This is a genomic window from Bradyrhizobium sp. CCBAU 45384 (assembly GCF_028128665.1).
Lineage (GTDB): Bacteria > Pseudomonadota > Alphaproteobacteria > Rhizobiales > Xanthobacteraceae > Bradyrhizobium > Bradyrhizobium manausense.
The window spans coordinates 444,201-469,357 of record NZ_LBIZ01000117.1 but is presented as its reverse complement, the minus strand read 5'-3'; the positions used below and the strand labels follow the sequence as shown (position 1 = coordinate 469,357).

At 65.2% G+C, this 25,157-nt stretch carries 23 protein-coding genes; 10 read left to right on the top strand and 13 right to left on the bottom strand.

The window, feature by feature from the left end; translation table 11 throughout:
• Positions 1-174 precede the first annotated feature (174 nt).
• The gene (locus XH80_RS33640) at positions 175-462 is read right to left on the bottom strand and encodes a hypothetical protein (protein WP_057753013.1); all 288 of its coding nucleotides are present in this window, start codon (positions 460-462) and stop codon (positions 175-177) included.
• 54 nt (positions 463-516) lie between these two features.
• Between XH80_RS33640 and XH80_RS33635 the strand changes: the two genes are divergently transcribed.
• The 3 genes from XH80_RS33635 (at position 517) to XH80_RS33625 (ending at position 6,457) form a co-directional block, all read left to right on the top strand.
• Positions 517-1,911, top strand: coding sequence for a CoA transferase (locus tag XH80_RS33635; protein ID WP_271602304.1), 1,395 nt, complete (start codon positions 517-519; stop codon positions 1,909-1,911).
• Positions 1,912-2,062: 151 nt separating this feature from the next.
• Positions 2,063-3,307, top strand: a complete 1,245-nt coding sequence (locus XH80_RS33630) for an efflux RND transporter periplasmic adaptor subunit (RefSeq protein ID WP_271602303.1) — start codon at positions 2,063-2,065, stop codon at positions 3,305-3,307.
• 33 nt (positions 3,308-3,340) lie between these two features.
• On the top strand, positions 3,341-6,457 hold the full coding sequence (locus tag XH80_RS33625) for an efflux RND transporter permease subunit (RefSeq protein WP_271602302.1): 3,117 nt from the start codon (positions 3,341-3,343) through the stop codon (positions 6,455-6,457).
• 2 nt (positions 6,458-6,459) lie between these two features.
• Here the strand turns inward: XH80_RS33625 and XH80_RS33620 are convergent, their stop codons facing one another.
• The 5 genes from XH80_RS33620 to XH80_RS33600 all read right to left on the bottom strand — a co-directional run bounded on the left by XH80_RS33620 (position 6,460) and on the right by XH80_RS33600 (position 11,146).
• On the bottom strand, positions 6,460-7,371 hold the full coding sequence (locus XH80_RS33620) for an amidohydrolase family protein (RefSeq protein ID WP_271602301.1): 912 nt from the start codon (positions 7,369-7,371) through the stop codon (positions 6,460-6,462).
• Positions 7,372-7,413: 42 nt separating this feature from the next.
• Positions 7,414-7,971: a hypothetical protein gene (locus XH80_RS33615; RefSeq protein WP_271602300.1), complete on the bottom strand. Its 558-nt coding sequence runs from the start codon at positions 7,969-7,971 to the stop codon at positions 7,414-7,416.
• Positions 7,972-7,995: 24 nt separating this feature from the next.
• Positions 7,996-9,426, bottom strand: a complete 1,431-nt coding sequence (locus XH80_RS33610) for a TolC family outer membrane protein (RefSeq protein WP_333932704.1) — start codon at positions 9,424-9,426, stop codon at positions 7,996-7,998.
• Positions 9,427-9,614: 188 nt separating this feature from the next.
• Complete coding sequence (locus XH80_RS33605) at positions 9,615-10,394, bottom strand: enoyl-CoA hydratase (RefSeq protein WP_271602298.1); 780 nt, start codon at positions 10,392-10,394, stop codon at positions 9,615-9,617.
• A gap of 77 nt (positions 10,395-10,471) precedes the next feature.
• Positions 10,472-11,146 carry a hypothetical protein gene (locus XH80_RS33600; protein ID WP_271602297.1) on the bottom strand — a complete coding sequence of 225 codons (675 nt, stop codon included), beginning with the start codon at positions 11,144-11,146 and terminating at the stop codon, positions 10,472-10,474.
• A 288-nt stretch (positions 11,147-11,434) separates the two neighbouring features.
• Between XH80_RS33600 and XH80_RS33595 the strand changes: the two genes are divergently transcribed.
• Together XH80_RS33595 and XH80_RS33590 are read left to right on the top strand one after the other, a co-directional pair.
• Positions 11,435-11,980, top strand: a complete 546-nt coding sequence (locus XH80_RS33595) for a sigma-70 family RNA polymerase sigma factor (RefSeq protein WP_057753021.1) — start codon at positions 11,435-11,437, stop codon at positions 11,978-11,980.
• Between the two features lie 2 nt (positions 11,981-11,982).
• A complete protein-coding gene (locus XH80_RS33590) occupies positions 11,983-12,621 on the top strand; it encodes an NrsF family protein (RefSeq protein ID WP_057753022.1) in 639 nt (212 codons plus the stop codon).
• Here the strand turns inward: XH80_RS33590 and XH80_RS33585 are convergent.
• A complete protein-coding gene (locus XH80_RS33585; RefSeq protein WP_271602296.1) occupies positions 12,618-13,718 on the bottom strand; it encodes a DUF2336 domain-containing protein in 1,101 nt (366 codons plus the stop codon). The two genes, XH80_RS33590 and XH80_RS33585, sit on opposite strands and share 4 nt — an antisense overlap.
• 63 nt (positions 13,719-13,781) lie before the next feature.
• Positions 13,782-14,939 carry a GGDEF domain-containing protein gene (locus XH80_RS33580; RefSeq protein WP_271602295.1) on the bottom strand — a complete coding sequence of 386 codons (1,158 nt, stop codon included), beginning with the start codon at positions 14,937-14,939 and terminating at the stop codon, positions 13,782-13,784.
• A 437-nt stretch (positions 14,940-15,376) separates the two neighbouring features.
• Here XH80_RS33580 and XH80_RS33575 point away from each other — a divergent pair, with 437 nt between their 5' ends.
• The 4 genes from XH80_RS33575 to XH80_RS33560 all read left to right on the top strand — a co-directional run bounded on the left by XH80_RS33575 (position 15,377) and on the right by XH80_RS33560 (position 19,528).
• Complete coding sequence (locus tag XH80_RS33575; protein ID WP_057753025.1) at positions 15,377-15,946, top strand: sigma-70 family RNA polymerase sigma factor; 570 nt, start codon at positions 15,377-15,379, stop codon at positions 15,944-15,946.
• Positions 15,943-16,635, top strand: a complete 693-nt coding sequence (locus XH80_RS33570; RefSeq protein ID WP_271602294.1) for a hypothetical protein — start codon at positions 15,943-15,945, stop codon at positions 16,633-16,635. The genes XH80_RS33575 and XH80_RS33570 overlap by 4 nt, the downstream gene beginning before the upstream one ends.
• 12 nt (positions 16,636-16,647) lie before the next feature.
• Entirely contained in the window at positions 16,648-18,360 is a 1,713-nt protein-coding gene (locus XH80_RS33565; protein WP_271602293.1) for a S8 family serine peptidase, read from the top strand.
• Positions 18,361-18,838: 478 nt separating this feature from the next.
• The gene (locus XH80_RS33560; protein WP_271602292.1) at positions 18,839-19,528 is read left to right on the top strand and encodes a TIGR03809 family protein; all 690 of its coding nucleotides are present in this window, start codon (positions 18,839-18,841) and stop codon (positions 19,526-19,528) included.
• Between the two features lie 121 nt (positions 19,529-19,649).
• On the opposite strand, the gene XH80_RS33555 is transcribed toward XH80_RS33560, so the two are convergent.
• The 4 genes from XH80_RS33555 to XH80_RS33540 all read right to left on the bottom strand — a co-directional run bounded on the left by XH80_RS33555 (position 19,650) and on the right by XH80_RS33540 (position 23,046).
• Positions 19,650-19,958, bottom strand: coding sequence for a GIY-YIG nuclease family protein (locus tag XH80_RS33555; RefSeq protein WP_271602355.1), 309 nt, complete (start codon positions 19,956-19,958; stop codon positions 19,650-19,652).
• A gap of 198 nt (positions 19,959-20,156) precedes the next feature.
• The gene (locus tag XH80_RS33550; RefSeq protein ID WP_271602291.1) at positions 20,157-21,527 is read right to left on the bottom strand and encodes a TIGR03808 family TAT-translocated repetitive protein; all 1,371 of its coding nucleotides are present in this window, start codon (positions 21,525-21,527) and stop codon (positions 20,157-20,159) included.
• 203 nt (positions 21,528-21,730) lie between these two features.
• Positions 21,731-22,387 carry a pyroglutamyl-peptidase I gene (locus XH80_RS33545; RefSeq protein ID WP_271602290.1) on the bottom strand — a complete coding sequence of 219 codons (657 nt, stop codon included), beginning with the start codon at positions 22,385-22,387 and terminating at the stop codon, positions 21,731-21,733.
• A gap of 80 nt (positions 22,388-22,467) precedes the next feature.
• Positions 22,468-23,046, bottom strand: a complete 579-nt coding sequence (locus XH80_RS33540; protein WP_271602289.1) for a CGNR zinc finger domain-containing protein — start codon at positions 23,044-23,046, stop codon at positions 22,468-22,470.
• 116 nt (positions 23,047-23,162) lie between these two features.
• Between XH80_RS33540 and XH80_RS33535 the strand changes: the two genes are divergently transcribed.
• Complete coding sequence (locus tag XH80_RS33535; RefSeq protein ID WP_271602288.1) at positions 23,163-24,065, top strand: haloalkane dehalogenase; 903 nt, start codon at positions 23,163-23,165, stop codon at positions 24,063-24,065.
• Between the two features lie 76 nt (positions 24,066-24,141).
• Here XH80_RS33535 and meaB read toward each other — a convergent pair whose 3' ends face one another.
• On the bottom strand, positions 24,142-25,131 hold the full coding sequence (gene meaB, locus XH80_RS33530) for a methylmalonyl Co-A mutase-associated GTPase MeaB (RefSeq protein WP_271602287.1): 990 nt from the start codon (positions 25,129-25,131) through the stop codon (positions 24,142-24,144).
• Positions 25,132-25,157 lie beyond the last annotated feature (26 nt).

Here is a 25,157-nt window from a genome sequence, read left to right as displayed (position 1 = left end):
TAGGGAGCTTAGTTGTTTGAGCTAGGATGTCGAATTGGTTCTCGGTGTCATACCCCGCGAAAGCGGGGTATCCAGTACGCCGCGGCCTCGCGGTTCAATCACAACCGCCTCTGGAATACTGGATCATCCGCTTTCGCGGATGATGACACCGTGCGAGCCGGAACAGCGCTCCCCTCACTCCGGCGCGGCCCCCACCGGTGGGCCGCCGGGCGGACGGTGCAGGAAGGTCAGCGACGCAAAGGCGCCGACCCAGGAACCGATCGCAGCGAAGGCCACATAGACGGCGTTTTCGGTGTAGCTGATCACGGCATAGGAGGAGAGTAGGTACCAGATCGCGCTCCAGCTCGCGGCCGGCACGCGCTTGCGGGCGACGACGGCTGAGGTAAACATCACATAGACCGCGTCGGTGGCCGCCGTTGCGACGAACACGGCGCCTGCGGTGAGGGGATCGATGGCGGCCATTGCATTCCCTTTGTGCTAATGGGTGGTGATAAAAATTACGGGAGAGAAGCGGCCATGCAAAGCCCCGCCGACATTCTCAAAGACATCTGGACTTCCACCGGCGGAGAGCCTGCCGCGCTCGAACATATGCATCTGACCGGCGAGGAGCCGCAGATTCCGTCCTCGTTCCGTGTCGCTGTCGCCGGCCAAACGACAATCGCGGCCGCCGGTCTTGCCGCCGCCGAGATCTGGCGGCTGCGCAGCGGCGAGGTGCAGGAGGTCAGCGTCGACATGCGCCATGCCGTCGTCGAATGCCGCTCCGAGCGTTATCTGCGGCTCGACGACAAACCGCCTCCGCCGGCCTGGGACGCCATCGCCGGCGTCTACAGGACCGGCGACAACAGCTTCGTCCGCTGCCACACCAATTTTCCGCATCACCGCGACGCCGTTTGCAAGGTGCTTGGCTGTACCCCCGAGCGTGACAAGGTGCAGGCCGCGCTGCTGCAATGGAAAGGCGAGGACTTTGAGACCGCAGTCTATGCCGCTGGCGGCGTCGTCGCGCTGATGCGCTCTTACGACGAATGGTCGGCGCTGCCGCAGGCGCGCGCACTTGCGCAATTGCCGCTGATCTCGATCGAGAAGATCGGCGATGCCCGGCCGAAGCAATGGCCGAAAGGTGATCGCCCGCTCGCGGGTCTGCGCGTGCTCGATCTCTCCCGCGTCATCGCAGGGCCCGTCGCCGGCCGCACGCTCGCGGGACACGGAGCGGATGTGCTCTTGGTGTCGGGGCCGGAGCTGCCGGCGATTCCCTGGCTCACCATCGACACCGGCCGCGGCAAGCTCACCACCTTCATCGAGCTGAAGAGCGAGGCGGGCCGGGCGCAGCTGCGCCAATTGCTCAAAGACGCCGACATCTTCTCGCAAGGCTATCGCCCGCGCGCGCTCGCCAGCCTCGGCTTCTCGCCGGAAGCGGCCGCGGAGATCAACCCTGGTATCGTCTACGTCACGCTATCGGCTTACGGCCATGCCGGCCCTTGGGACGGACGACGCGGCTTCGATTCGCTGGTGCAGACCACGACCGGCTTCAACCATGCGGAAGGCAAGGCCGCGGGCGTCGACGGTCCGAAGGAATTGCCGGCCCAGATGCTCGACCACGCCACCGGCTATCTGATGGCGTTCGGCGCAATGATGGCGAAGGCGCGCCAGGCCCGTGAGGGCGGCAGCTGGCATGTGCGCGTGTCGCTGGCACAGACCGGTCGCTGGCTGTGGAATCTCGGCCGGCTCGAAAGCGGTCTCAATACCCCGGATCTTACGGGCGAGGCCGTACATGCAGCGTTCATGGAAAAGGTGTCATCTGGCTTCGGCACATTGCAGGCGGTGCGCCACTCGGCCGTGCTGTCGCGGACGCCGGCGCATTGGAGCCGCCCGGCGATGCCGCTCGGCAGCCATTCGCAGCAATGGCCGTGCTGAAGCTGACGTGAAGCTGACGTGTTGCAATTTTTTAACGCAAACCGAAGGACGGCCAGCGTTTTTTAGGTTGTTTGAAATCCCATATCGGCACTATTAGCGCGACCGATAAGGCAGTCGTCTGCCGAGATCGTCGCAGACATGACCGGGCTCCATGGTAGCTGAAAAGACCAAGCGATTGCAGGTGCTTACAAAACGACGGGTGATCACATCCGTAGTTTTACTGGCGCTTGCCGGGGCTGGCGCCTACGGCCTCCTGTTTGCCGGCGCCAAGGACAAGAAGCACTCCGAAGTCTCCAGCCAGTCGCGCAAGAACGCGCAGAATTTCACGCCGACACCGTCCGAATGGGCGACGCTGACGATCGAGCCCGTCAACGCCAAAACCTTCCGTGCCGAGTACGTCACCGAGGGCAAGGTCGCGGTCGACGAGGACCGCTCGACGCCGGTGTTCTCGCCCTATGCAGGCCGGGTGACCAAGCTGCTTGCCAAGCCGGGCGAGAGCGTGACCCAGGGTCAACCGCTGTTCACGATCGAGGCCGCCGATACCGTGCAGGCCCAGAACGATTTCATCGCGGCGATGACGTCGCAGAACAAGGCAAGGTCTGCGCTGGAGCTTGCCGACATCCAGTACAAGCGCGCCAAGGATCTCTACGAGGGCCGCGCCATTCCGCTCAAGGATTATCAGCAGGCGGAAGCGACCCAGGTCCAGGCGCAGAACGACATGCGCTCCGCAGTGACGGCGCTGGAAGCTGCGACCAACAAGCTGCGCATCCTCGGCTTCACCGACGAGACGATCAAGACGTTCCAGAACAAGGGCACCATCAACCCTGAGATCACGATCTATGCGCCGCTCTCGGGCACGGTCGTGCAGCGCAAGATCGGCCCCGGGCAATATGTCAGCGCCGGCGCCAGCGATCCGGTCTTCGTGATCGGCGATCTCTCCACGGTCTGGCTCACCGCCTTCGTGCGCGAGAGCGATGCAGCTCAAGTCAGCGTCGGACAGGACATCTCCGTCAACGTGATGGCGCTGCCGGGCCGCCCCTTGACCGCCAAGATCAACTATGTCGCCGCCGCGATCGACCCCAACACGCGCCGTCTGCTGGTGCGCGCCACCATCGACAACAAGGACGGCCTGCTCAAGCCGGAAATGTTCGCAAACGTCACGATCTATTCGGCCGGCGACCGCGCGGCGCCGGCGGTGCCGAAGCAGGCGCTGATCTACGAAGGCGACCAGGTCCGCATCTGGGTCGCGCGTGAAGACAAGTCGGTCGAGCTCCGCCAGATCAGAGTCGGGCTCATCAATGGCAACCTCGTCGAGGTGACCAGCAACCTGAAGCCCGGCGAACAGATCGTCGTCAAAGGCAGCTTGTTCATCGACCGCGCGGCGTCCGGTAGCTGATCGGCGAGCCCCACGAAACTGCGAAAAACCTGAATGGACCGTCTCGTCGCCCTTGCCGTCAACCGGCGCTTCCTGATGGTCGGCATGTTCGTCGCCGTGCTCATCGGCGGCCTGATTGCGTTCAACCAGCTCAACATCGAGGCTTATCCCGATCCGACCCCGCCGATGGTCGACATCGTCACCCAGAGCCCCGGCCTGTCGGCGGAGGAGATCGAGCGCTATATCACGATCCCGATCGAGACCCAGGTCGCGGGCCTGAAGAACCTGACGACGATCCGCACCATCTCGCTGTACGGCCTTTCCGACATCAAACTGCAGTTCTCCTTCGCGTACACTTATGAAGAGGCGCTGCAGCAGGTCTTGAATCGCCTGGCGCAGCTGGCGCCGCTGCCGGGCAACGTGCAGCCGCAGATCTCGCCGCTGAGTCCGATCGGCGAAATCTTCCGCTATCGGCTGGTCGGCCCGCCGAACTACAGCGTGCTCGACCTCAAGACCATCCAGGACTGGATCCTGCAGCGCCGCTTCCGCGCCGTGCCCGGCGTGATCGACGTCACCGGCTGGGGCGGCAAGAGCAAGACCTATGAGCTCGAGGTCGACAACAACAAGCTGGTCGCCAATGGCCTGACGCTGCCGCAGCTGCTCCAGGCGGTCAGCAACTCCAACGTCAATGTCGGCGGCAACACCGTCAATATCGGCCAGCAATCGGCCGTGGTGCGCGGTGTCGGCCTGATCAAGTCGATCGACGATCTCGCCAACACCATGGTGGCCCAGACCAACGGCAATCCGGTGCTGGTGAAGGACGTCGCCACCGTCACCGTCGGCCAGAAGCCGCGGCTCGGCATCGCCGGCCTCGACGATTCCGACGACATCGTGCAGGGCATCGTGCTGATGCGGCGCGGCGAGCAGAGCACGCCGACCATCAACCGCGTCGAGCAGCTCGTCAATCAGATCAACGGTTCGACCATCCTGCCGCCGGGCGTGCGCATCGAGCGCATCTACGACCGCAAGGACCTGATCGACCTCACCACGCACACCGTGCTGCACAATATGGTGGTGGGCATCCTGCTGATCGTGCTGCTGCAGTGGATCTTTCTCGGCGATCTCAGAAGCGCGCTGATCGTCGGCGCCACGATACCGTTCGCGCTGTTCTTCGCCGTGATCATCCTGGTGCTGCGCGGAGAATCGGCCAACCTGCTCTCGGTCGGTGCCATCGATTTCGGCCTGATCGTGGATGCCACCGTCATCATGGTGGAGGCGATCTTCCGCCGCCTGACACAGACCACGCCGCCGTCGGAATCCGAGCAGATGTCGCCAGAGACGCTGTTCGGCATGAAGAGCCACGCCATCCTCAGCGCCGCCGCCGACGTCTCGCGCTCGATCTTCTTTGCCGCCGCCATCATCATCGCGGCCTTCCTGCCGCTGTTCACGCTGTCGGGCGTCGAGGGCAACATCTTCGGACCCATGGCGCGCACCTATGCCTACGCGCTCGCCGGCGGCCTGCTGGCGACCTTCACCGTCACGCCCGCGCTGTCCGCGATCATTCTGCCCGCCCATGTCGAGGAGACCGAGACCCGCGTGATGCAGGTCCTGCACCGGCTCTACATGCCGGTGCTGAACTGGGCCGTCGCCAACCGCGCCATCGTCCTCGGCGGCGCGGTCGGCCTCGTGATGATGACGGTCACCCTCGGCCGGCTGCTCGGCCTCGAATTCCTGCCCAAGCTCGAAGAGGGCAATCTCTGGATCCGCGCCACGCTGCCGCCGACCATCTCGCTGCAGGAAGGCAACACCTACGTCAACGAGATGCGCAAGCTGATCCGCGCCCGGCCCGAGGTCGAATCCGTGGTGTCGCAGCACGGCCGTCCCGACGACGGTACCGACGCCGCCGGTTTCTTCAACGCCGAGTTCTTCGCGCCGCTGAAGCCCGCGAGCCAATGGCCCGGCACGCATGACAAGGAGGAGCTGACCGCGGAGCTGCTCAAGCAACTCGACGATCGCTTCCCCGGCGTCGAGTTCAACTTCTCGCAATATCTCCAGGACAACGTCTCCGAAGCCGTCTCCGGCGTGAAGGGCGAGAACTCGATAAAGCTGTTCGGCAACGATCTCCAGGCGCTGACCGATACCGCCAACAAGATCAAACAGGTGCTGTCGACGGTGCAAGGTGTCACCGACCTCGCCGTCTTCACCTCGCTGGGGCAGCCGACCGTGCTGATCGACATCGACCGCGCCAAGGCCGCGCGCTATGGCCTGGCGCCCGGCGACATCAATGCCACTATCAAGGTCGCGATCGGCGGCGACACCGCGGGCGATCTCTACGAGCCGGGCAGCGATCGCCACTTCCCGATCATCGTTCGCCTTGCGCCGGAGTACCGCCGCAGCGCCGAGGCGATCCAGAATATCAGGATCGGCGCGCCCGGACCGAACGGCTCCATCACCCAGATTCCACTGAGCGAGGTCGCCAATATCAGCCTCGTCTCGGGCGCAGCCTACATCTATCGCGAGCAGCAGGAGCGCTATCTGCCGATCAAGTTCTCGGTGCGTGAGCGCGACCTCGGCAGCGCCATCCGCGAAGCGCAGCAGAAGATCACCGACCAGGTGCAATTGCCGCCCGGTTCGCACATGGAATGGGTTGGCGAGTTCGGCAATCTCCAGGACGCGATCCGGCGCCTGTCGGTCGTGGTGCCGATCTCGCTGGCGCTGATCGGCATCCTGCTCTGGTTCAATTTCGGCTCGATGACCGACACCTTGCTCGCCATGAGCGTGATCCCGATGGCGATCTTCGGTGGCGTGCTGGGGCTGTTCATCTCCGGCACCGCCTTCAGCGTCTCGGCGGCGATCGGCTTCATCGCGCTGTTCGGCATCGCCGTGATGGACGGGATCATCATCCTCTCGCAGTTCAACCAGCTGATCGAAGAGGGCATGGACCGCATGAGCGCGGTGGTCCGCACCGGCGAATTGCAGCTTCGGCCGGTGCTGATGACATGCGTCGTTGCCGGCGTCGGCCTGCTCCCGGCCGCGTTGTCCGAAGGCATCGGCTCGCAGGTGCAGAAGCCGCTCGCGGTCGTGGTCGTCACCGGCATGATGCTGGCGCCCGTCGTGATCCTGGTGACGCTGCCGGTGCTGATCTCGTTCTTCTCGCGCCGGGCGCGCTGATCTCAAAAGCCGTAAAGCCGCGCGGGATTGTCGACCAGGATCTTCCTGCGAACCTCCGCATCCGGTGCCCACACTGGAAGCTGGTTGAGCAGCCGGCCGTCGTCGATCTGGTGGAACGGTGCGATGTCGGTGGCCTTGCGCCCCGCCAGTTGCGCCGAATCCGGGTGCGGCCAGTCGGTGCCCCAGACGATGCGATCCGGGTTCGCAGCGATCAGCGCACGCGCATACGGCGCGATGTCCTGATAATCGGGCGCCAGGTTCGACGAGCGATAGGCGCCCGAGATTTTCACGTAGGCTTTGCCTGACTTGACCAGTGCGACGAGGTCGGCAAAGCCGGGCTGCTCCAACCCGAGCGAGGCCTCGAGCCCACCGAAATGGTCGAAAACCGCAGGCACCGGCGAGGCCAGCACGAGATCCTTGATGGCGGAGATCATCGCCAGCGTGGTGTAGAGCTGCACATGCCAGCCGCGTGTCGTCATGCGCTCGGCGGCAGCCGTGAAGCGAGCACGGCCGACATCGGGATTGTTGACGCCGTCGGTTGCGAGGTTAATGCGGATGCCGCGAAAACCGTCCGCATGCATCGCGTCCAGTTGAGCTTCAGTGGTGTTGTCGTCGATCACGGCCACGCCGCGCGCGGTGTCGCCGCGCGCCTTCATCCCGAACAGGCTGGAGGAATTGTCGGGGCCGTAGACGCTCGGCGTGACGATCACCACGCGCTCGATGTGCAGCGCCTGGTGCAGCGCCGCCATCTCTTCCGGGCTAGCAGGTCCCGGCGTATAGACGCGCCCCGCGAAGAACGGAAACTTTTCGACGTCGCCATGGATGTGGGTGTGGCAATCGCAGGCATGCGCCGGCACGTCGAAATTGATCGGCGTCGCGGGTTGCGCGGCTCGCGCGTAGATCTTGTCGGTCATGGCTGCTCCGGCGTCGCGATAGAGGCGCCGCACGATATCACATCAACCGGGCAGTTCCGCCACGTGGCTGCATAGCTGCTCGACCAGCTCCGCAACGGCCCGCGAACCGTCGACGCGGACGATCGGGCAGGGCAGGCGCGCGAGCCAGGCCTCATGTTTTGCGAGACTGCGGCCCTCGCGATCACCGGCTTCGTAATGCGAGGCCCAATCGACGAACGACTCCGTCTCCTCATGACGCCAGCCGCCCTGCGCGACGGCTTCAGTGCCGAAATGCGCAGCTTCCCGGGCACGCAGGCGCTGCAAGCGAAGCTCACGCGGTGTGGTCACATAGACCACAAGATCGAACAACGGCACGAGCTCGTCGCCCCATCCGGTGACGGATCCGCTCAGCACCCAATCGAGACGCGGCACGAACATCTCGCGCATCAGGCGCAGCCGGTCTGTGGCTGGGCGCGTCGTCCGGTAGGGCGGCACCGTCGGCAGCCAGAAATAATCGTCGCTGTCGTGATGCGGCAGCGCCAGCCGGCCCGCCAGCGCGCGGCCAAGCGTCGTCACGCCGGAGCCCGAAGCTCCGATCAGATGGATGCGGCGGCTCTGCATGGGTGTCGACCCGAAGGATTGAGCTTACTGTCCCGACGGCGTGCGCAGTCCGTGCCAGGCGTCGCGGACCTGGTGGTAATGCACCTCGGGCAGATAGTCCGGCGTGTTCAGGCTCAGCGTCTTGACGTCGAGATGGCCGACGGCGCTGAGCAGGGTGTAGGAGGCGATGACGCGGTCGCGCAGCGCGCCGATCAGCCGGGCTCTCGCCTGGATCAGATCGGCCTGCGAGTTCAGCACATCGACCGTCGTGCGCTGTCCGCCGGCGGCCTCGCGCTGCACGCCCTGGAGCGCGACGGTTGCCGCCTTCACTTCGGACTCCGAGGCCGAGACCGCGATCTTGGCGCCCTCATTGGCGACCCAGGCGCTGACCGCCGCCGTGCGCGCCTGATTGCGGACCTGGTCGAGCACCAGCCGGCTCTGCGCCGTCACTTCCTTGGCCTGCCTCGTCTGCGACGCTGCCTGGCCGCCGTCATAGATCGGCGCGGTGACGTTGGCGACGATCGAGGCCTGATCGGTGCCGAAGGTGCCGAGCGTCTGGTCGCTGTCGCGGCTGCGGCTGACGCTGCCCTGGAGGGTGGCGCTGGGCAGCAGCGCGCCTTCGGCGACGCGGATATTGGTCGAGGCGACGTCTACGTCGAAGCTTGCGGCCATGACCGCCGGGTGCTCGCGGATCGCCATCGCGATCGAATCCTCGCGGGTCTTCGGCAAATAGCGATCGACCACCTCGGCGGGACGAAGCGCGGAGGGCGCATTGCCGATCACCTGCGCATAGGTCGCCTGGCTCACCGCGAGCGCAACGTCGGCGGCATTGAGATCGGCAAGGCCGCGATTGAGACGCGCCTCGGCCTGGGCGGTGTCGGTCGGGGTGACGTCGCCGGCGTTAAGGCGGCGCTGGGTGATGGAGAGCGTCTCGCGCAGGAAGGCGACGTTCGAGCGCTGCGCCTCCACCAGCGACTGGTTCGCCAGCACGTTGGTGTAGGCGGTGACCGCGTCAAGCAGCACGCCCTGGCCGACATTGCGTAGCGCCTCGCGACCCGATTGCACCTGGAGTTCCGCCACCCGCACGCTGTTGGCGGTGCGGAAGCCGTTGAACAGGGTCTGCGACACCGTGACCCCGATGGTCCAGGGTTTCAGCGTCGCGGTCTGGATGGTGTTGTCAGGAAGCAGGTTGCGCACCGCTTGCAGGCCGGCGCTGAGGCTGGCCACGATCTGCGGCCGATAGCCGACCAGTGCCTGCGGCACGTTCTCGTCGGTGGCGCGCTGCCTTGCGCGCTCGGCGTTGAGCTGCGGATTGGTCTGGTAGGCCTTGACCAGCGCCTCCGGCAGCGCCTCTGCGGAGGCCGCGGCGGGCAGGGCATAACACAGCCCCAGCGTGGCCCATGCCGCCAGGACAGGACCCACGCCCGATCGTTGCCGCGTCATCACGCGGCCAGCTCTGGCGGCACGCCCAATCATGTAATCCCGCAAAACCCCGGCTGTCCGCCCCCGCCGACGGCGGCTCTCTTAACTGTTTACCCAGCGCGGGTCTCGCAGGCAAACTGCCGCGGGGGAAACCCCCACGAAATCCGTGCTTGTTGCAGGTGCGTCACAGGGATTGCGGAAAACGGGATGTAATCTTACACCAGCCTTACCGTCGGCCAGGTTCACCGGTTCTTGTTCACCGGCTTGCGCTTCTCGATGAAAGCCGACATGCCTTCGGAACGGTCTTCGAGTGCGAAGGTCGAGTGGAACAGATTGCGCTCGACGCTCATGCCTTCCGCGAGCGTGGTCTCGAAGGCGCGGTTGACCGCTTCCTTGGCCATCGCAACGGCAGGGCGCGACATCGATGCGATCTTCTCCGCCGCCGCAATCGCCTCGTCCATCAGCTTGTCGGCGGGCACAATGCGGCTGACGAGGCCGCTGCGCTCGGCCTCAGCCGCATCCATCATGCGGCCGGTGAGGCAGAGATCCATGGCCTTGGACTTGCCGATCGCACGGGTGAGGCGCTGCGTGCCGCCGATGCCGGGGATCGTGCCGAGCGTGATCTCGGGCTGGCCGAACCTGGCGGTGTCGGCGGCGATAATGAAATCGCACATCATCGCAAGCTCGCAGCCGCCGCCCAGCGCATAACCTGCGACAGCGGCAATGGTCGGCTTGCGGCAGCGCGCGATGCGATCGCCGCCGATCGTGGCGAAGTCCTCGGAGAACATGTCGATGAAGCCCTTCGGCTGCATCTCCTTGATGTCGGCGCCGGCGGCAAAGGCCTTCTCGCTGCCGGTCACGACGATGCAGCCGATGGCGTCATCGGCTTCGAGATCGTCGACGGCTGCGGCGATCTCGCGGAAGACGCCGAAGGAGAGCGCGTTGAGCATCTTCGGCCGGTTCAGCTTGATGATGCCGACTGCGCCTTTGCTTTCGATGATGATGTGTTCGAACGTGCTCATGCTCCACCCACGCTTTTGCTGGAGCGGGCAATGTGCCCGCTGGCGCGGATGCCTTCAAGGGGGCCGGAACGCGCCAATCAGGCCATGAACATGCGCGCGGCCGAGGCCAATGTCAGCAGCGTGCCAACACCAATGAATATTTTGCCGATCAGGGAGCTCTGGTCCCAGGCCGAGCTCGGATGGCTGCTCGCCATGACCGGTGCTGGGCGCGGCTGCGCGTCGGTCGCGGCGATCACCGCTTTCTGCGCAGACGGGTTGTCCTGTTGCAGGGCGCGGTCGAGGTCGTTGGGCTGGTCGGGCGGCACGACCTGGTTCTCGGCGGCGGGCGCTGCGTTGGTATCGGCTGCGGCCTGAACATTGTCGTTGGCGCGCCCGGTCATCGCCGAGGCTGCAGCCGCAGGCGGCGTGTCGCCGGCAGCGAGCTGCGCGTTGGCGTTGGCGACTTCCGGCGGCATCTGGCTCGAGGCCGGCACGTTATTGTCGGCCTTGTTGTCGACCTTGACCTCGCCAGCCTGCGGCGTTGCGTCCGCGTTGTTGGTCTTGTCAGTCTTGTCGCCGGATTTCTGCGCTGTCTTGCTATCGCTATGGCGGCGAGAGGCGTGGTGCCGCTGCTTGTCCGCATCGGCCTGTTTGCTCGCGCTGTCCGGCTTGGCGCTCGCGGCAGAGCTCGGCGCGGCCTGTGCCGCGCCTGCGGACAGCAAAAATAGCCCGGCCAGAACAATCCATGCCGCGCGCCCGCTGGCTTTCATCATGTTGATTATCTCCCCAATTCGCCCGTCCCGGGTGCGAACAGAGACCCCGGGGCATGACGACAGCGGGGCAAAAAATGGGAATCTTCGGGCCACAGGGGGCAAAAAGGCGGCAAACTGGCGAGCGCCGCCGCGCTCCCGGATGCGAGACGGACCGATCGGTGTTATGAGCCTCCGGTCTTTCCGGGTGGGACCGGATTCCCTGGCTGCGCTCTGATCACGACTTCGTGATTTCAGGGTTGGCGATGTAACAAATTGAAAGAGCGGCCGAATTGCCGTGTAGGAGCGCGCGTGCGCGGACGTGAGGACGAATGGACCGACCTGATGCGGTCGGCCATGGCAGGGGATGATGCGGCGTATCATCGCCTGTTGAGAGCGGTCACGCCGGTGCTGCGCGCTGCTGCGAGGCGTGGCCTGGCACGTGCCGGGCAGCCTCCTGACCAGGCCGAGGATATCGTGCAGGAGATTTTGTTGGCGGTGCATCTGAAGCGGCACACCTGGGACAGCGAAGCCCCCTTCGCCCCCTGGCTGTTCGCGATCGGGCGCAACAAGCTGATCGATGCGCTCAGGCGCCGCGGCCGGCGCGTCTTCGTCAATATCGACGATTTTGCCGAGACGCTGCCCGGCGAGGCGCCGCAGGAGACGGCCTCGGCCGGCGAGGTGACGGCGCAGCTCAACACGCTGCCGCAGCGCCAGCGCGACGTATTGCAGTCGATTGCGGTCGACAGTGCCTCGATCAAGGATACCGCGGCGAAATACGCCATGAGCGAAGGTGCGGTGCGGGTCGCGCTGCATCGGGGGCTTGCGGCCCTGACCGCCAAACTACGGGACCATTAGTCATGGATACCGATCAACTGATTCGCACCCTCGCGGCCGACAACGCCCACCGCGTCCCGCGCGTCGGCGCACTGCTGACCACGGGACTGCTGGTCGCGGCGCCGTTCTCGATCCTGATCTTCGCGACCTTCCTGGGCGTGCGGCCGGACGTGATGACAGCGATGCACAACCCGTTCTTCGATGCGAAGTTCGCGGTTACTTTGTCGCTCGCGATTCCCGCCATCATCATCAGCCTGCATCTGTCGCGGCCCGAAGCCCTGATGCGGGGCTGGGGCTGGCTCCTGCTGCTGCCCGTCGGACTGCTTGCGGTGGCGATCGGCAGCGAGGCGATGATGGCGCCGGCGATGCCGATGACGATGCGGCTGGTCGGAAAGAATTCGCGCTGGTGCATGCTCGCGATCCCCGCGATGTCGCTGCCGCTTCTCGCGGGTGCATTGTTCGGCCTGCGCCATGGCGCGCCGTCGCGACCGGCGCAGGCCGGCGCGCTCGCCGGTCTGTTGTCGGCCGGGCTCGCCGCCACGCTCTACGCCTCGCATTGCACCGACGACTCGCCGCTGTTCGTCGCGACCTGGTACACGATCGCGACCGCGGTCGTCACAGCCATCGGCGCCGCTGTCGGATCGCGAGTCCTGAGATATTAAGCCGCGGACGTCACGTTCTGCATGCGGTGGAAGCGCAGCACCTGCTGTGCGGTGGAGGAGCGCAGGGCCTCGTAGGTATCGCGCAGCGCCAGCATGTCGGTCTGCGAGCCGCCCGAGAGCTTCTCGCGCATGGCGATGATGGCGCGCACGCTCGACCATTGCATGCCGGCGACCTTGGCGAGGATCATCAGGCCTTCGGTGCGGCTTTCGATCATCATGTTCTCGGCGGTCTCGACCGAAACGCCGGCGAGCGCCGCGAGCCCGGCATTGGCCTCGTCGAACTTGCCCTGCTCGGCGAAGGTCGCGACCTGGAACTCGGTGAGGCGGCCGTCCTCGTGCAGCGATTTCACCAGCGCCCGCGCCATTTCGGTCTGTCTCGTCATGGCCGCGGCGCGGACGCGCTGCGCCGCCTCCTGGACCGCGCTCGGCACTTCGCCGGCGAGCTCGGGATGAGCTGCTTCCAGCTTCCTGCGAACGCTCAGGGAGGCCTTGGCGACCAGCTTCAGGTAATGATGCCGCGGCAGATCGGGCCGCCGGCCGATGCAGGTGGCGAGGTCGTCGTCGCGCTCGGCGCGCGTGACGAGATCGGTGAGGCTGCCTTCGGAGAGCTGCGCGCCCGGATTGCTCACGGTCGATTGCACCACGTCTTCGTTGCCGCGGCTCACCAGCACGTCGGTCAGCGCCTCCGACAGCACTCGCCGCAGCGAGATCGCCTTGAGATGGGCCTGGCTCTTGCTGCGCGCGATCTCGATCAGGGTGGTCTCGTCCAGCCGTTCCGACTTCGTCAGGACGGGGCCTGCGACTTCCATGACGTCGTCGAGCGCCAGCGTGCGGATGATCTGCGGCGGTGCGGCTGCGATCGGTGCGAGGCGGTCGGCGAGCAAGGCTTTGGCCGAGGTCTCGATCTGCTCGATCAGGCACTGGAAGACGTCGTCGAACACGCGGATATGGTCGTCCGAATAGTCCACCGCGTTGCCCACGAACAGGTCAGTGACGCGCCGCAGCGTCTCGACCCGGCGCGCGACGGTGCCGTGCGCGAGCACCGACTGCAATTCCTCGAGCAAATTGGCGGATGACATGACGGTTTTGGATCTCATAGCCCTGTCCTGGAGCGTTCGGTCCGGCGGCGTGTTCTCACGTGCCGGCGACAAATCGATTGGTCAGCCCGTAGCAATGCGGTTGCGCCCTTGCGCCTTGGCGGAATAGAGCGCGCTGTCGGCGCGCGCGAGAAACGTGTCGGCAGTATCATTGGCGCGCAGCGTCGCGACGCCGGCGGAAATCGTCACGCGCATGCCGGGCGAAAATGCGCTCCAGTCGAGCTCGGCGACGATGCTGCGCAGCCGATCGAGCATGCGCGTCGCAGCCTCGCTTGCGGTGCCGGGCAGCAGCAGCAGGAATTCCTCGCCACCATAGCGGCCAAAACGGTCGTCGGGCCGGATGTTGGCGAAGATGGTGATGGCAAAGGTCCGCAGTACCTCGTCGCCGATGGGATGGCCGTGGGCGTCGTTGATGCGCTTGAACCAGTCGAGGTCGATCAGCGCAATGGCGCAGGGAGCGCCCGCCTGCCGCGACTTTTCGATCTCGGCGTCGAGCAGTCCCATGATGCAGCGGCGATTGTAGGAGCCGGTCAGCTCGTCGAGCTCGGCCAGCTCCTCGATGCGCCGATAGGCGGCCTTCAGCTCGATGCTGCGCCGGTACAGGATCTTGCGCAGCGTGGCGCCGAACAGGCCGAGAAACGCGCACTGGCCGATCACCAGCACGAAGCACAGCATCGAGGCAATCCGCTGCAGTCGCGTCGCGACCGGCATACCGATCGGCAGGTCGGAGGCGAGGAAGACGGCCGCGAGCGCGCAGGTCGCGATGGCCGAGGTCAGCATCGCCTGGACCGAGGTCATGCGCAGCGTGCCAAAGGCGAAGATCAGGAACAGCACGCTGATGAAGGCAATCCCGATCGTCGGCACCGACACCAGGAAGACGAATTGCAGCGCCATATGCGCCGAGATCTGGAAGACCGTGAGATAGTGGTCGTGGTGCCTGTCGCCGACGCCGGCCTCCGACATCACGACGAAGATGCCGATGATCGTGACGCCGCCGATCCAGAACAGCGATGGTACGGTGCTACGGATGGCGCCGTCATAGGCATAGAGCAGCAGCACCAAGGCGCCGAGCGAATAGCTCGCGACCTGGCCGACATACATCTGCCGGCGCTGACGGATCCGGCGCGCCAGCACTCCGGGCGCGGCCTCCTCACGCGTGAGGACGAGATCGGCGGCCTCTGCGGCACTCCTCTCAGGAAAGGACGTCGCAGCCGTGTTCATGGTCCCGCCAATGGTGGATGTCAGCCGAAAAAATCTACGTGGCAAGCCTTTAGGTTTGGTATCCTTTTGAGCCGAATCCCAACGCGACGCCGCGTGCGTGAGGGCCTCGAGCGGCATGGAATTTGGCGGTCAGTTAGCCATTGCGGCCGATATCGCGGACCAAATCCTGCGCCGTGCGACATAATGTGCACGGGGCCGTGATAGAGACGCTCGACCGAGCCAACCGCGCCGGCCTACGGCAAGTCCGCGAGAGAGTGTTTCTGTATTATGTTACCGTCTTGGAGCCAAACGGCCGACCGCCACGGGTGGGACAAGGAAATTGCGCGTATGTGTGGTAGATCACACAAGTCCCCGTGTGACTGCGGTAGGTTGAAGAATTTCACCTCTCCCGTCGAACCGTCCCCCGCATCGACCCGACCAATCTTGCGAGACGTGCCTTGAGCGTGACACAGGCGGCTACGGACGAGGTCCTGATCGCCCGGATCGCCCAAGGCGACCGGCTCGCCATGCAGGTGCTGTACGGGCGGCACCATGTCAGGGTGTACAGGTTCGGGCTCAGGCTCGTGCGGGACGAGCAGACGGCAGAAGACCTCATCAGCGAGGTGTTTCTCGACGTCTGGCGTCAGGCCGGCAAGTTCGAGGGCCGGTCCGCCGTTTCCACCTGGCTCTTGGCAATCACCCGATTCAAGGCCCTGTCTGCGCTTCGGCGCAGGAAGGATTTTGAGTTGGACGACGAAGCCGCCAACGCGATCGAGGATTCGTCCGACGATCCGGAAACGGTGGTGCAGAAGAAGGATACCAGTGAAGCGTTGCGGGAGTGTCTGACGGGCCTCTCGCCGGACCATCGGGAAATCGTCGACCTCGTCTACTACCACGAGAAGTCCGTGGAGGAAGTGGCCGAAATCGTCGGGATTCCGGAGAACACGGTAAAGACGCGCTTGTTCTACGCGCGCAAGAAATTGGCCGAACTGCTGAAGGCAGCCGGCGTTGAGCGAGGCTGGCCATGATGGCTTTGAGCAAGAAGATGCTGGAGCAAGAGCCCAGTGAGATCGAGTTGCTGCTGCCGTGGCATGCCGCCGGCACGCTGAACGCGCGCGATGCGCGCCGCGTCGAGGAAGCGCTCGCCAGCGATCCGGAGCTCGCAAAGCAATATGGGGTGATCCGCGGTGAATACGAAGAGACCATCCACCTGAACGAAAGCCTGGGTGCACCGTCGGCGCGCGCGATGCAGAAGCTGTTCGCCGCGATCGACGCCGAGCCGGCGCGCGCGACCAGTTCGCTGCCGCTGTCGGCACGCATCGCCACGTTCTTTGCGAGCCTGTCGCCGCGCACGCTGGCCTGGTCGGCGAGCTTGGGCGCCATCGCATTGCTGCTGCAGGCCGGCATCATCGGGGCTGTCTTGATGAAGACGCAGACCGCGACTTTCCAGACCGCATCGCTCTCGACCGGCGCGCCGATTACGCGCGAGCTCGGGGCGGCTGCGCCTTCGCGGGCGCTGGTACGCTTCACGCCGGAGGCGCGTGTCGCCGACATCACCGCGTTGCTCGACAGCTATCAGGCCTCGATCATCGGCGATGCCAAAGGCGGCATGTTCCGCCTGCAGTTCGACAAGGCGATGAGCCAGGACGAGCTCGCAGCGCTGCTCGCCAGAATGCAGCGCGAAAAGTTCGTCAACCTCGCCGTGGCGGCGCCTTAGGCGCCTGCACCAATGATACGCAAGTCCGAGAGTAAGTTGCGAGCCGGTGCCTATGCCTCCTCGGCTGGAGCCGCGCTCCTGCTCGCCGCCTGTCTTGGCATCGGAGTGGCCCACGCCCAGGCGATCATGCGCACGCCGACGATCAGCGTTCCCACGCGCACGCCGACGCTCTCTGTCAATGGCGCGGTCTCCGTCAATGGCGCGGCGAGAGCCGTGGGCGGCGGCGATCACGGTCCGCACATAACGCCGACGGTTCATACCATTGCGCGGATCGCGCCAAGTTCCGTCAACCCCGTGCTGCCCTACGCGCGCTACTCGCCAAATCTCTATCCGGCCTGTTCTAACGCCTATCGCGATGCCGATGGCGAATGCCTCGGCCAGCCGAAGGGGGGCGGCGACGGCTCCGGCAAGACGGCCAGGAAGAGCGCCGGCAAGGGGCGTGGCAACGCTACGCCAGTCGCCATCATCTCGCGCAGTTTCGCCAATGAATTCCTGGCCGAGATCGACAGCGCGCTGTCGCCGACCGAGGCCGACGAACTCGCCCGGCGCCACGGCCTGACGCGCCTGTCATCTGAAAACTTCCCGCTGATCGGGGCCACGGTCGGCCTGTTCCGCATCACCGACGGCCGCCCTTACGAGACGGCGCGGCGCGAGTTCGCGGCCGACGCGAGCGTGCGCTCGCTTCAGCCGAACTTCCGCTACGTGTTGCAAGACCAGAGGCCTGCGGTCCCGACCGAAGGCGATCCGGCGCAATATGCGCTGTCCAAGCTGCGCCTGCCGCAGGCGCACACCCTGGTGCACGGCGCCAATGTCACGATTGCGGTGATCGATTCAGGCATCGATGCAAAGCATCCCGAACTCGCCAATTCCATCGCCGATGTCTTTGACGCACTCGGCAGCAGCGAGGGCGCTCACGTCCATGGCACCGGCATTGCGGGTGCCATCGTGGCCCATGCGAAGCTGATGGGTAGCGCGCCGGAAGCGCGCATCATCGCCATCAGGGCCTTCGGCGGCACCACCGGCGGTGCGGAGAGCTCGTCCTACATCATCCTGCGCTCGCTCAACTACGCCGCCGAGCACGGCGCCCAGATCGTCAATATGAGCTTTGCCGGTCCCAAGGACGCCGTGATCGAGCGTGCGATCGCGGCAACCGCCGCGCGCGGCCTGGTGCTGATCGCGGCCGCCGGCAATGCCGGCGCCAAATCGCCGCCGCTCTATCCCGCCGCCAATCCCAACGTGATCGCCGTCAGCGCGACCGACCAGCAGGACAAGCTGTTCACCGCATCCAACCGCGGCAATTACATCGCGCTGGCCGCGCCCGGCGTCGACATCTTCCTGCCGGCGCCTGATGGCAAATATCAGATCACGTCGGGCACCTCGTTCTCGGCGGCCTATGTCTCCGGCGTCGCGGCCTTGCTGCTCGAGCGCAATTACACCCTGAAGCCGGAAGCGCTGCGCATGACGCTGGCGAAGACGGCACGCGACCTCGGTTCACCCGGGCGTGATGATCTGTTCGGCGACGGCGAGCCCGATGCGTTTGCCGCGGTCATGGCCGTTCCGGCCGACAGCACGACGCCGGTCGCGGCTGCGTCGGGTACAACTAAACGTGAAGATGCCGAGAAGCGGCGCGATGACCCCAACATCCGCGCGATCGAGCAGCCTTCGCTGTCGAGCGCCGACGATAAATCCACGGTTTCTCAGGCGGATAGGCCGGCGGCGCGCTAGCGCCTGCGACATCCTTGCGCGTGGGCCAAAGGGTTAAAAAATCGAACACCCGGGTTGAACGTTCAGCCTGCTGCCACGACCAAATAATGTGGGAGCGGTCATCCCTCCCCATCAGTCATATCAGGCGCGAGCGCCCATCCACCCCAAGCGCCCATATGGCTCGACCCGTCCGGTTGTCCCCCCGGACGGGTCTTTTCTTTTGGGGCGTCCGGTTTCTTGAGGCGCGATGATCAGCTTGCGGTTGAGGCCGCCGGCGCGTCGCTGTGATCACTCAGCGACGCTGCACGGCAGGTCCGCCATGCTTGTGCGAAGCTTGACTCCCTAATCGCTGAAAACTCCGCGTGACTACGGTGTTGTGTGACCGGAGCCGTGTCGTTGCTGGACAAGTCAAAACTTTTCCACAAGATATTCCCGTCGCTTCTAGATTGATTCGTGTGCATTGCGTCGCGTCCGCAATTTTCTCCTGACGGGCTGATTAATGACTCATCGCCATGACGCTGGCCGAGGCGCGGCCGGCCGTGAAATTGCGGCACGCTGGTGCGCTCTCGCAGAGCAGCGGCTGGAGCATCTCTCTGAAATGTTCGAGACCGGGCGGTGGCGCCGCTACCATTCCGAGCTCGCATTTCTCGAAAACATCCAGGAAGCCAAGCGCGCGGTCCAGACCTGGCGCGCGCTTGCGAATGGCGAGGACGTCGCCGCAGCCGCCGCGAGCGTGACCTCTGCATTCGGTTGGTCGCCGGCGACCATGCCGCGGGTGTTTCCGCGCGAACAGGCCGAGACGGTGCAGCCCAAGACCTTGCCGCCCAAGACCTTGCAGCCCAAGACCTTGCAGCCCAAGACCATACACATCGCGCCAGAGACCTCCATTCCGGTCAGGCTCGAGCCCGAGCCGGCTATCCTCGCTGACATCGTCGAGGCCCCGATTGTACCGCTTGCCCCAGTAGCACCTGTCGCTCGCATGGCGCCCGCAGCTCCGCCTGCGCCAGTCGCCCGGGAGGCTACGCTGGTGGATCCGATCGCACCTGCCGCTCCGTCGATCGCATCGTTCCTGCAGACCTTCACGCCGCCTGCCGACGACATCGTCGCGGCCCCCGAGCGCGTCGTCGAGTTCACCTTCAGCCTCGACGGCATCGAAGCCAAGTACCCGCTGCTGCGGAATACGTTCTGAGATCCGCGTTCCCGAGACGCGCCACGTCCAATCCGTCATCCTGAGGTGCGAGACATGGGACGCAGCGCGTCCCATGGGGAGCCTCTAAGGATGAACGGCCCCACTGCCCGCCGCACCACGTTTACATCTTGGACCTAGGCGCCCCAGCGCGCCGCCGAGCAAGCTGGCTCACAACCTTCCAATCGGACTTAATGAGTGCTTCCTTCTTCGCGCGGCTCCAGCCCTTGAGTTGCCGTTCGGCCGCGATGCCGTCGGTGACCCGGTCGAAATATTCAGACCACACCAGGACAACCGGGCGCCGCGAATAGGTATATCCTGGATAAGCACCGGTGTTGTGCTCTTCGACACGCTTGGATGTGTCTTCGCCGGTGGCGCTTCCAATGTAGAATGAGCCATCCGCGCATCGCAGCATGTAGACGTAGATGCCCACAACATCATCCTTCGAGGCTCCCGGCGCGATGCTTTGCATCACGCCACTCGCACCTCAGGATGACGGCGGTGCTCTGGTTGTCAAGTGTTTCTGAAACAACCTATGGGTTGTCCGTCATCCTGAGGCGCGAAGCATGGGACGCATCGCGTCCCATGGAGGGCCTCGAAGGATGCACGGCCCAGCTGCCACTGCGCACACCTATTGCCGCACGGCGTTGCCGCCCACCACCACCTGCGCAAAGCGCTGCGCGCCGTCCGCGGACAGATCCGCCGTCACGGCGCGTGCGTGGTCCAGCCCGACCACCGCGCCGCGCGGGGTTTCCGAGATCATGTTGTTGTTGACGAGCGCCGTGCCGGCGCCTGATACGACGGAGACGCCGATGCCGGCCAGCGCCTTGCGGATCACATTGCCCGTGATCGCGACATCGCGCAGATATTTCCCCCAGCCGGCAACGATGCCGTAGGACGGTGCGTTCTCGATCACATTACCAGTGACCGACGTGTCGGCCTCGATATAGATGCCGACGCCGGCATCATCGTCAGGCGCGGTGCCGATGGGGCGCTTCGGGATCAAATTGCGGATGATATTGCCTTGAACGACCGCAATACGCCCGCCCTCGTTGAAATTGCAGACGGAGACGCCGACGGCGGCGCCGTCGACCGTGTTGTTGGCAATCACGGCGGCCTCGAACGAAAACTCGGAATAGAGCGCGACCTCGCGCACGTCGCTGACGCTGTTGCCAGATATATGGATATTCGATGCCGAGTTGCCGCGCACGGCGGAGTAGTCGCAATTCTTGATGCGATTGCCGCGCACGATTACGTTGCCGGCGCGGAAGGCGTTGATGGCATTGCCGTACTGCCCCGAGCCGCCCGCGCCGGCCTTGATGTCCTCGATGCGGTTGTCGGCGACAAGAGTGCCGTCGTCGCCGATGGCGGTGCGCAGGATCTCGATGCCGTTGTCATTGGTGCCGACAATGGTGTTGCGGGACACGCTGAGGCCCCTGGCGTCGAACGAGACCACCGCCGTCACGGCGATGTCAGTCAAGATGTTGCCGGAGATATCGCCCGACACCTGCTCCAGCCAGATGCCGCTGCCGCCGGATGCCGTGATCTCGCAATCGGTGATGCGCACGTCGCGGCCACCGAGCACATGGATCAGCCCGCGCCGCGCCGGCAGCGGAATGCTCCGGCCGTCGAAGGTGATACCGGTGAGGCCGATTGAATCAGAGCCGTCGCTCTGGATCACCGAGGCCCCGCCGGTGAAGACAAGCTTCGTCGCGCCGCGCACGCCGATGAGCTGCGCCCCATTCGGCAGCCGTAGAGGGCCCGTGCGGTAGATTCCGGGCGGCAGCGCGAGCGGCAGCTGCGCCCGCGAAGCTTCGTCGATGGCGCGTTGGAGAACGCGCGTCTGGTCCTCGCTGCTGCCGGGGCGCACGCCATATTGGGTCGCGTCACGGCCGAGCAGCGACGTCAGCGGCGCCGCGCGCGCGGCGTCTGAGGGCAAGGCAAGCGCACCGGCAATGCCGGCAGTCGAAGCTCCGATGAGATGACGGCGATTGAGGTCCATGACGCGTCCTTCGGCGGACGCGGGGTGTCCGCGACAGTTAGGTAGCGCAGGGCGGGTGGGGCGGTGAGGATTGTTCGCGGTAGGGTTAAATGTTTACCGAGAACGAGATGCCGTAGCTGCCGTAGCGTGGGCAAAGCGAAGCGTACCCACGTTTTGTGGCAAAGGATGCACGTGGGTACGGCGCAAGGGCGCCTTTGCCCACCCTACGAGAGCGGTGTCTTCCGTGCCTTCCTTGCCAACGCTACCATCTCCATCAACATCGCTTCTCCCGCATCTACCAGCTCCTCCAGCGTAATCCGCGGAGCGCCCTTGCGCCGCACGGCGCCGCTGCGGGCAAGCAGCGGAACGTGGATGAACGCGGCAAGCTTCGGCCCGCCAGCTCTGACCTTCTCGATCGCGCGCCAGCTCAGATAGTTGCAGAGATAGGCGCCGGCATCGCGCGAGGGCCGCGCATCGATGCCGGTGAGGCGCGCGGCACGCAGCAGTCTTGCCGTATGCGGGCCGAAATTCATCGCATCGGCATGGCCGGCAATGCCTCGCTTGCTGGAGCGGGTGTTGGCGGCGTCCGGCCACAGCATGGTGACGGCGTTGCGCGCACGGCTCTCGATGCGCAGGTAAGGCGTACGCGCCGCGAGCCCGAACATCAGCATCGCATCCGGCCTCACCTTTGCCAGCACGTCAGGCAATTGCCGGTCGACCGCGGCATAGGTCACCGGAAAGATGTGGCGCGACAGCTCGACATCATCGAGGGCGGGACGCCGCAGCTGCGCCAGCCGCGCCACCAGCGGCTGGGTCGGATTATGCGGCGCGCCGGGAAACGGGCCGAAGCCCGTGAGGAGAATGCGGAGCTTGTCGGGCAATGGATGTGATCCTCTCGATCCTGTCGGACGCTCGCATCCAGTAAACACCGGGGCGGGCCGTGTTCCAAGCGCGCAGGTCCTCAGATCTCCGAGGTGGGATCGTGCCTGTGGCGCTCGCGGTAGGTCCGGGTCTTTTCCCGGTTACCGCACAGGGTGGATTGGCACCAGCGCCGCGTGCCGGGCTTCGAGCGATCGAAAAACACCCGCTGGCACTCATCGGCGGCGCACATCTTCAGGCGCGCGAGCGTGCCGGCCGACGCCGCGTCGTACAATTCGGCGACGATCGCCGACAGGCCCGCCTGCGCATCGCTCATCACCGGCCTGAGTGCAAAACCATCCTTGCCGCCGACGGCGACGCGCAGTGCAAACGGCTCCATCGCGGCGCCGAGCAGGGCGGTGACGGCTGGCTTGCGGTGGCGCTCCGCCGGATCGCATTTGAGGTAGGCGCGGATCGCGGCGCGCAGCCGCAAGGCGGCCTCGAAGGTCTTCCGCGATGGCACGGCCGCACGGTGGATCAGCCCATGCTGATGCATCCACTCGCCGAGCGCGGCGGGATTTTGCAATGCATCCGCCTGCTGATGCTGGACGCCGTGATGGGTGAAGTGCCGCAGATCCAGCGTGTTGGCGAAATCGTAGAGATTCGCCAGCGCGTCCGGCACATGGAACTTGCGCGATTCCCTGGACATGAAACACCATTTAATCTTGTTTACCGGTTGAAACAAGTAACGGGTATAGATCGTTTACTGGTGTGCAAGAGAGAGAACGGAGTTCCATCATGTTGCAGGTCAACCATCCCCCGATCTCGACCGAGGAAGTCTCCTACCGGAAATACATCGAGGTCCTCGATACCCAGATGGCCTATGTCGATGTCGGCGCGGGCGACCCGATCGTGTTCCTGCACGGCGTTCCGACGCCGTCCTATCTCTGGCGGAACATCATTCCCTATCTCCTGCCCTATGGTCGCTGCCTCGCGCCCGACCTCGTCGGCATGGGCAATTCGGGCGCGGCGCCGAACGGCTCCTACCGCTTCGTCGATCACCGGCGCTATCTCGACGCCTGGTTCGATGGGCTGGGCCTGACGGAGAATGTCGTCCTCGTCGTGCACGACTGGGGCGCGGCGCTCGGCTTTCACTGGGCCTATCGCCATCCGGAGAAGGTCAAGGCCATCGTCTATATGGAAGGCATCGTCCGGCCGTTCCGCTCCTGGGACGAATGGCCCGATGCGACGCGCGCCTTCTTCCAGGGCCAACGCAGCCCGCAAGGCGAAGACCTGATCCTGCAGAAGAACCTGTTCATCGAATATCTGCTGCCGCTGCGCCATATCGCGCCGGAGGCGCTGGAGGTCTATCGCCACTACTACCGCAATCCCGGTCCCAGCCGTCAGCCGATGCTGAGCTGGACGCGCGAATTGCCGATTGAAGGCGAGCCGGCCGACGTGGTCGCGATCGTCGAGGCCTACGCCGATTGGATGTCGAAGAACCGGATCCCGAAACTGTTCATCGATGCCGAGCCGGCAGGCTTCCTGATCGGCGCGCAGCGCGAGTTCTGCCGGGCCTGGCCCAATCAGGAGACCGTTCTGGTGAAGGGATCGCACTTCCTGCAGGAGGAGGCGCCTCGCGAGGTCGGCGAGGCGACCGCGCGCTTCGTCTCGAAAGTGCTGGCCGGGCAGATCAGTTAGGCCGTCGTGAGACCGAGTTCGGTCGCAAGATCGGACTTCGGCTCACCTCTTGCCGATGAGAAGAGGTGTACCGGTCTCAATGCAGCAGCTTCATGATCTCCTCGGCGGCGAGTGCCGGCGTGAGGTGGCCGTCGGCGACCTCGGTTTCGATCTTCTTCACCCTGGCGCGCACCGACGCCTCGCTGCGCAGCCGCGACAGCATGCGCTGCTCCAGCATCGACCACATCCATTTCACCTGCTGATCGCGCCGCCGCGCCGCGAATTCACCTGACGCATTCATCGCCTTGCGGTGATCCAGAACCTTCTGCCAGAGCTCCGCGATGCCGGTGCCGGCCAGCGCCGAATAGGTGATGACAGGCGGATGCCAATGCTCGGACCGCGGGCTGAGGATATGCAACGCGCCACGATAGTCGGCGGCGGTGACGTTGGCGCGCTTGAGATTGTCGCCGTCGGCCTTGTTGATCGCGATCATGTCGGCGAGCTCGACCAGGCCCTTCTTGATGCCTTGCAGTTCGTCGCCGCCGCCCGGCAGCATCAGCGCGAGGAAGAAATCGGTCATGTCGCAGACCGCGGTCTCGGACTGGCCAATGCCGACGGTCTCGACCAGCACGACGTCGAAACCGGCGGCCTCGCACAGCAGCATGGCCTCGCGTGTCTTTGCGGCGACGCCGCCGAGCGTGCCCGAGGACGGCGAGGGGCGGATGAAGGCATCGCTGGACGCCGACAGCCGCGCCATCCGCGTCTTGTCGCCGAGGATCGAGCCGCCGCTGCGAGCCGAGGACGGGTCGACCGCGAGCACGGCGACCTTGTTGCCCTGCTCGATCAGATAGGTCCCGAGCGCATCGATGGTGGTGGATTTGCCGACGCCGGGCGAGCCGGTGATGCCGACGCGAACCGCCTTGCCGGTGTGGGGCAGCAGCATCTGCACCAGTTCGCGCGCCTGCGCCTGATGGTCGCTGCGCCGGCTCTCCACCAGGGTAATGGCGCGCGCGAGCGCTGCGCGATGACCGGCGCGGAGGTCGCGGGCGAGGGCAGTGATATCGAGCGAAGACTTCTTCTCAACCATGCCTTGCTTTACAACGGCGGAAGCAG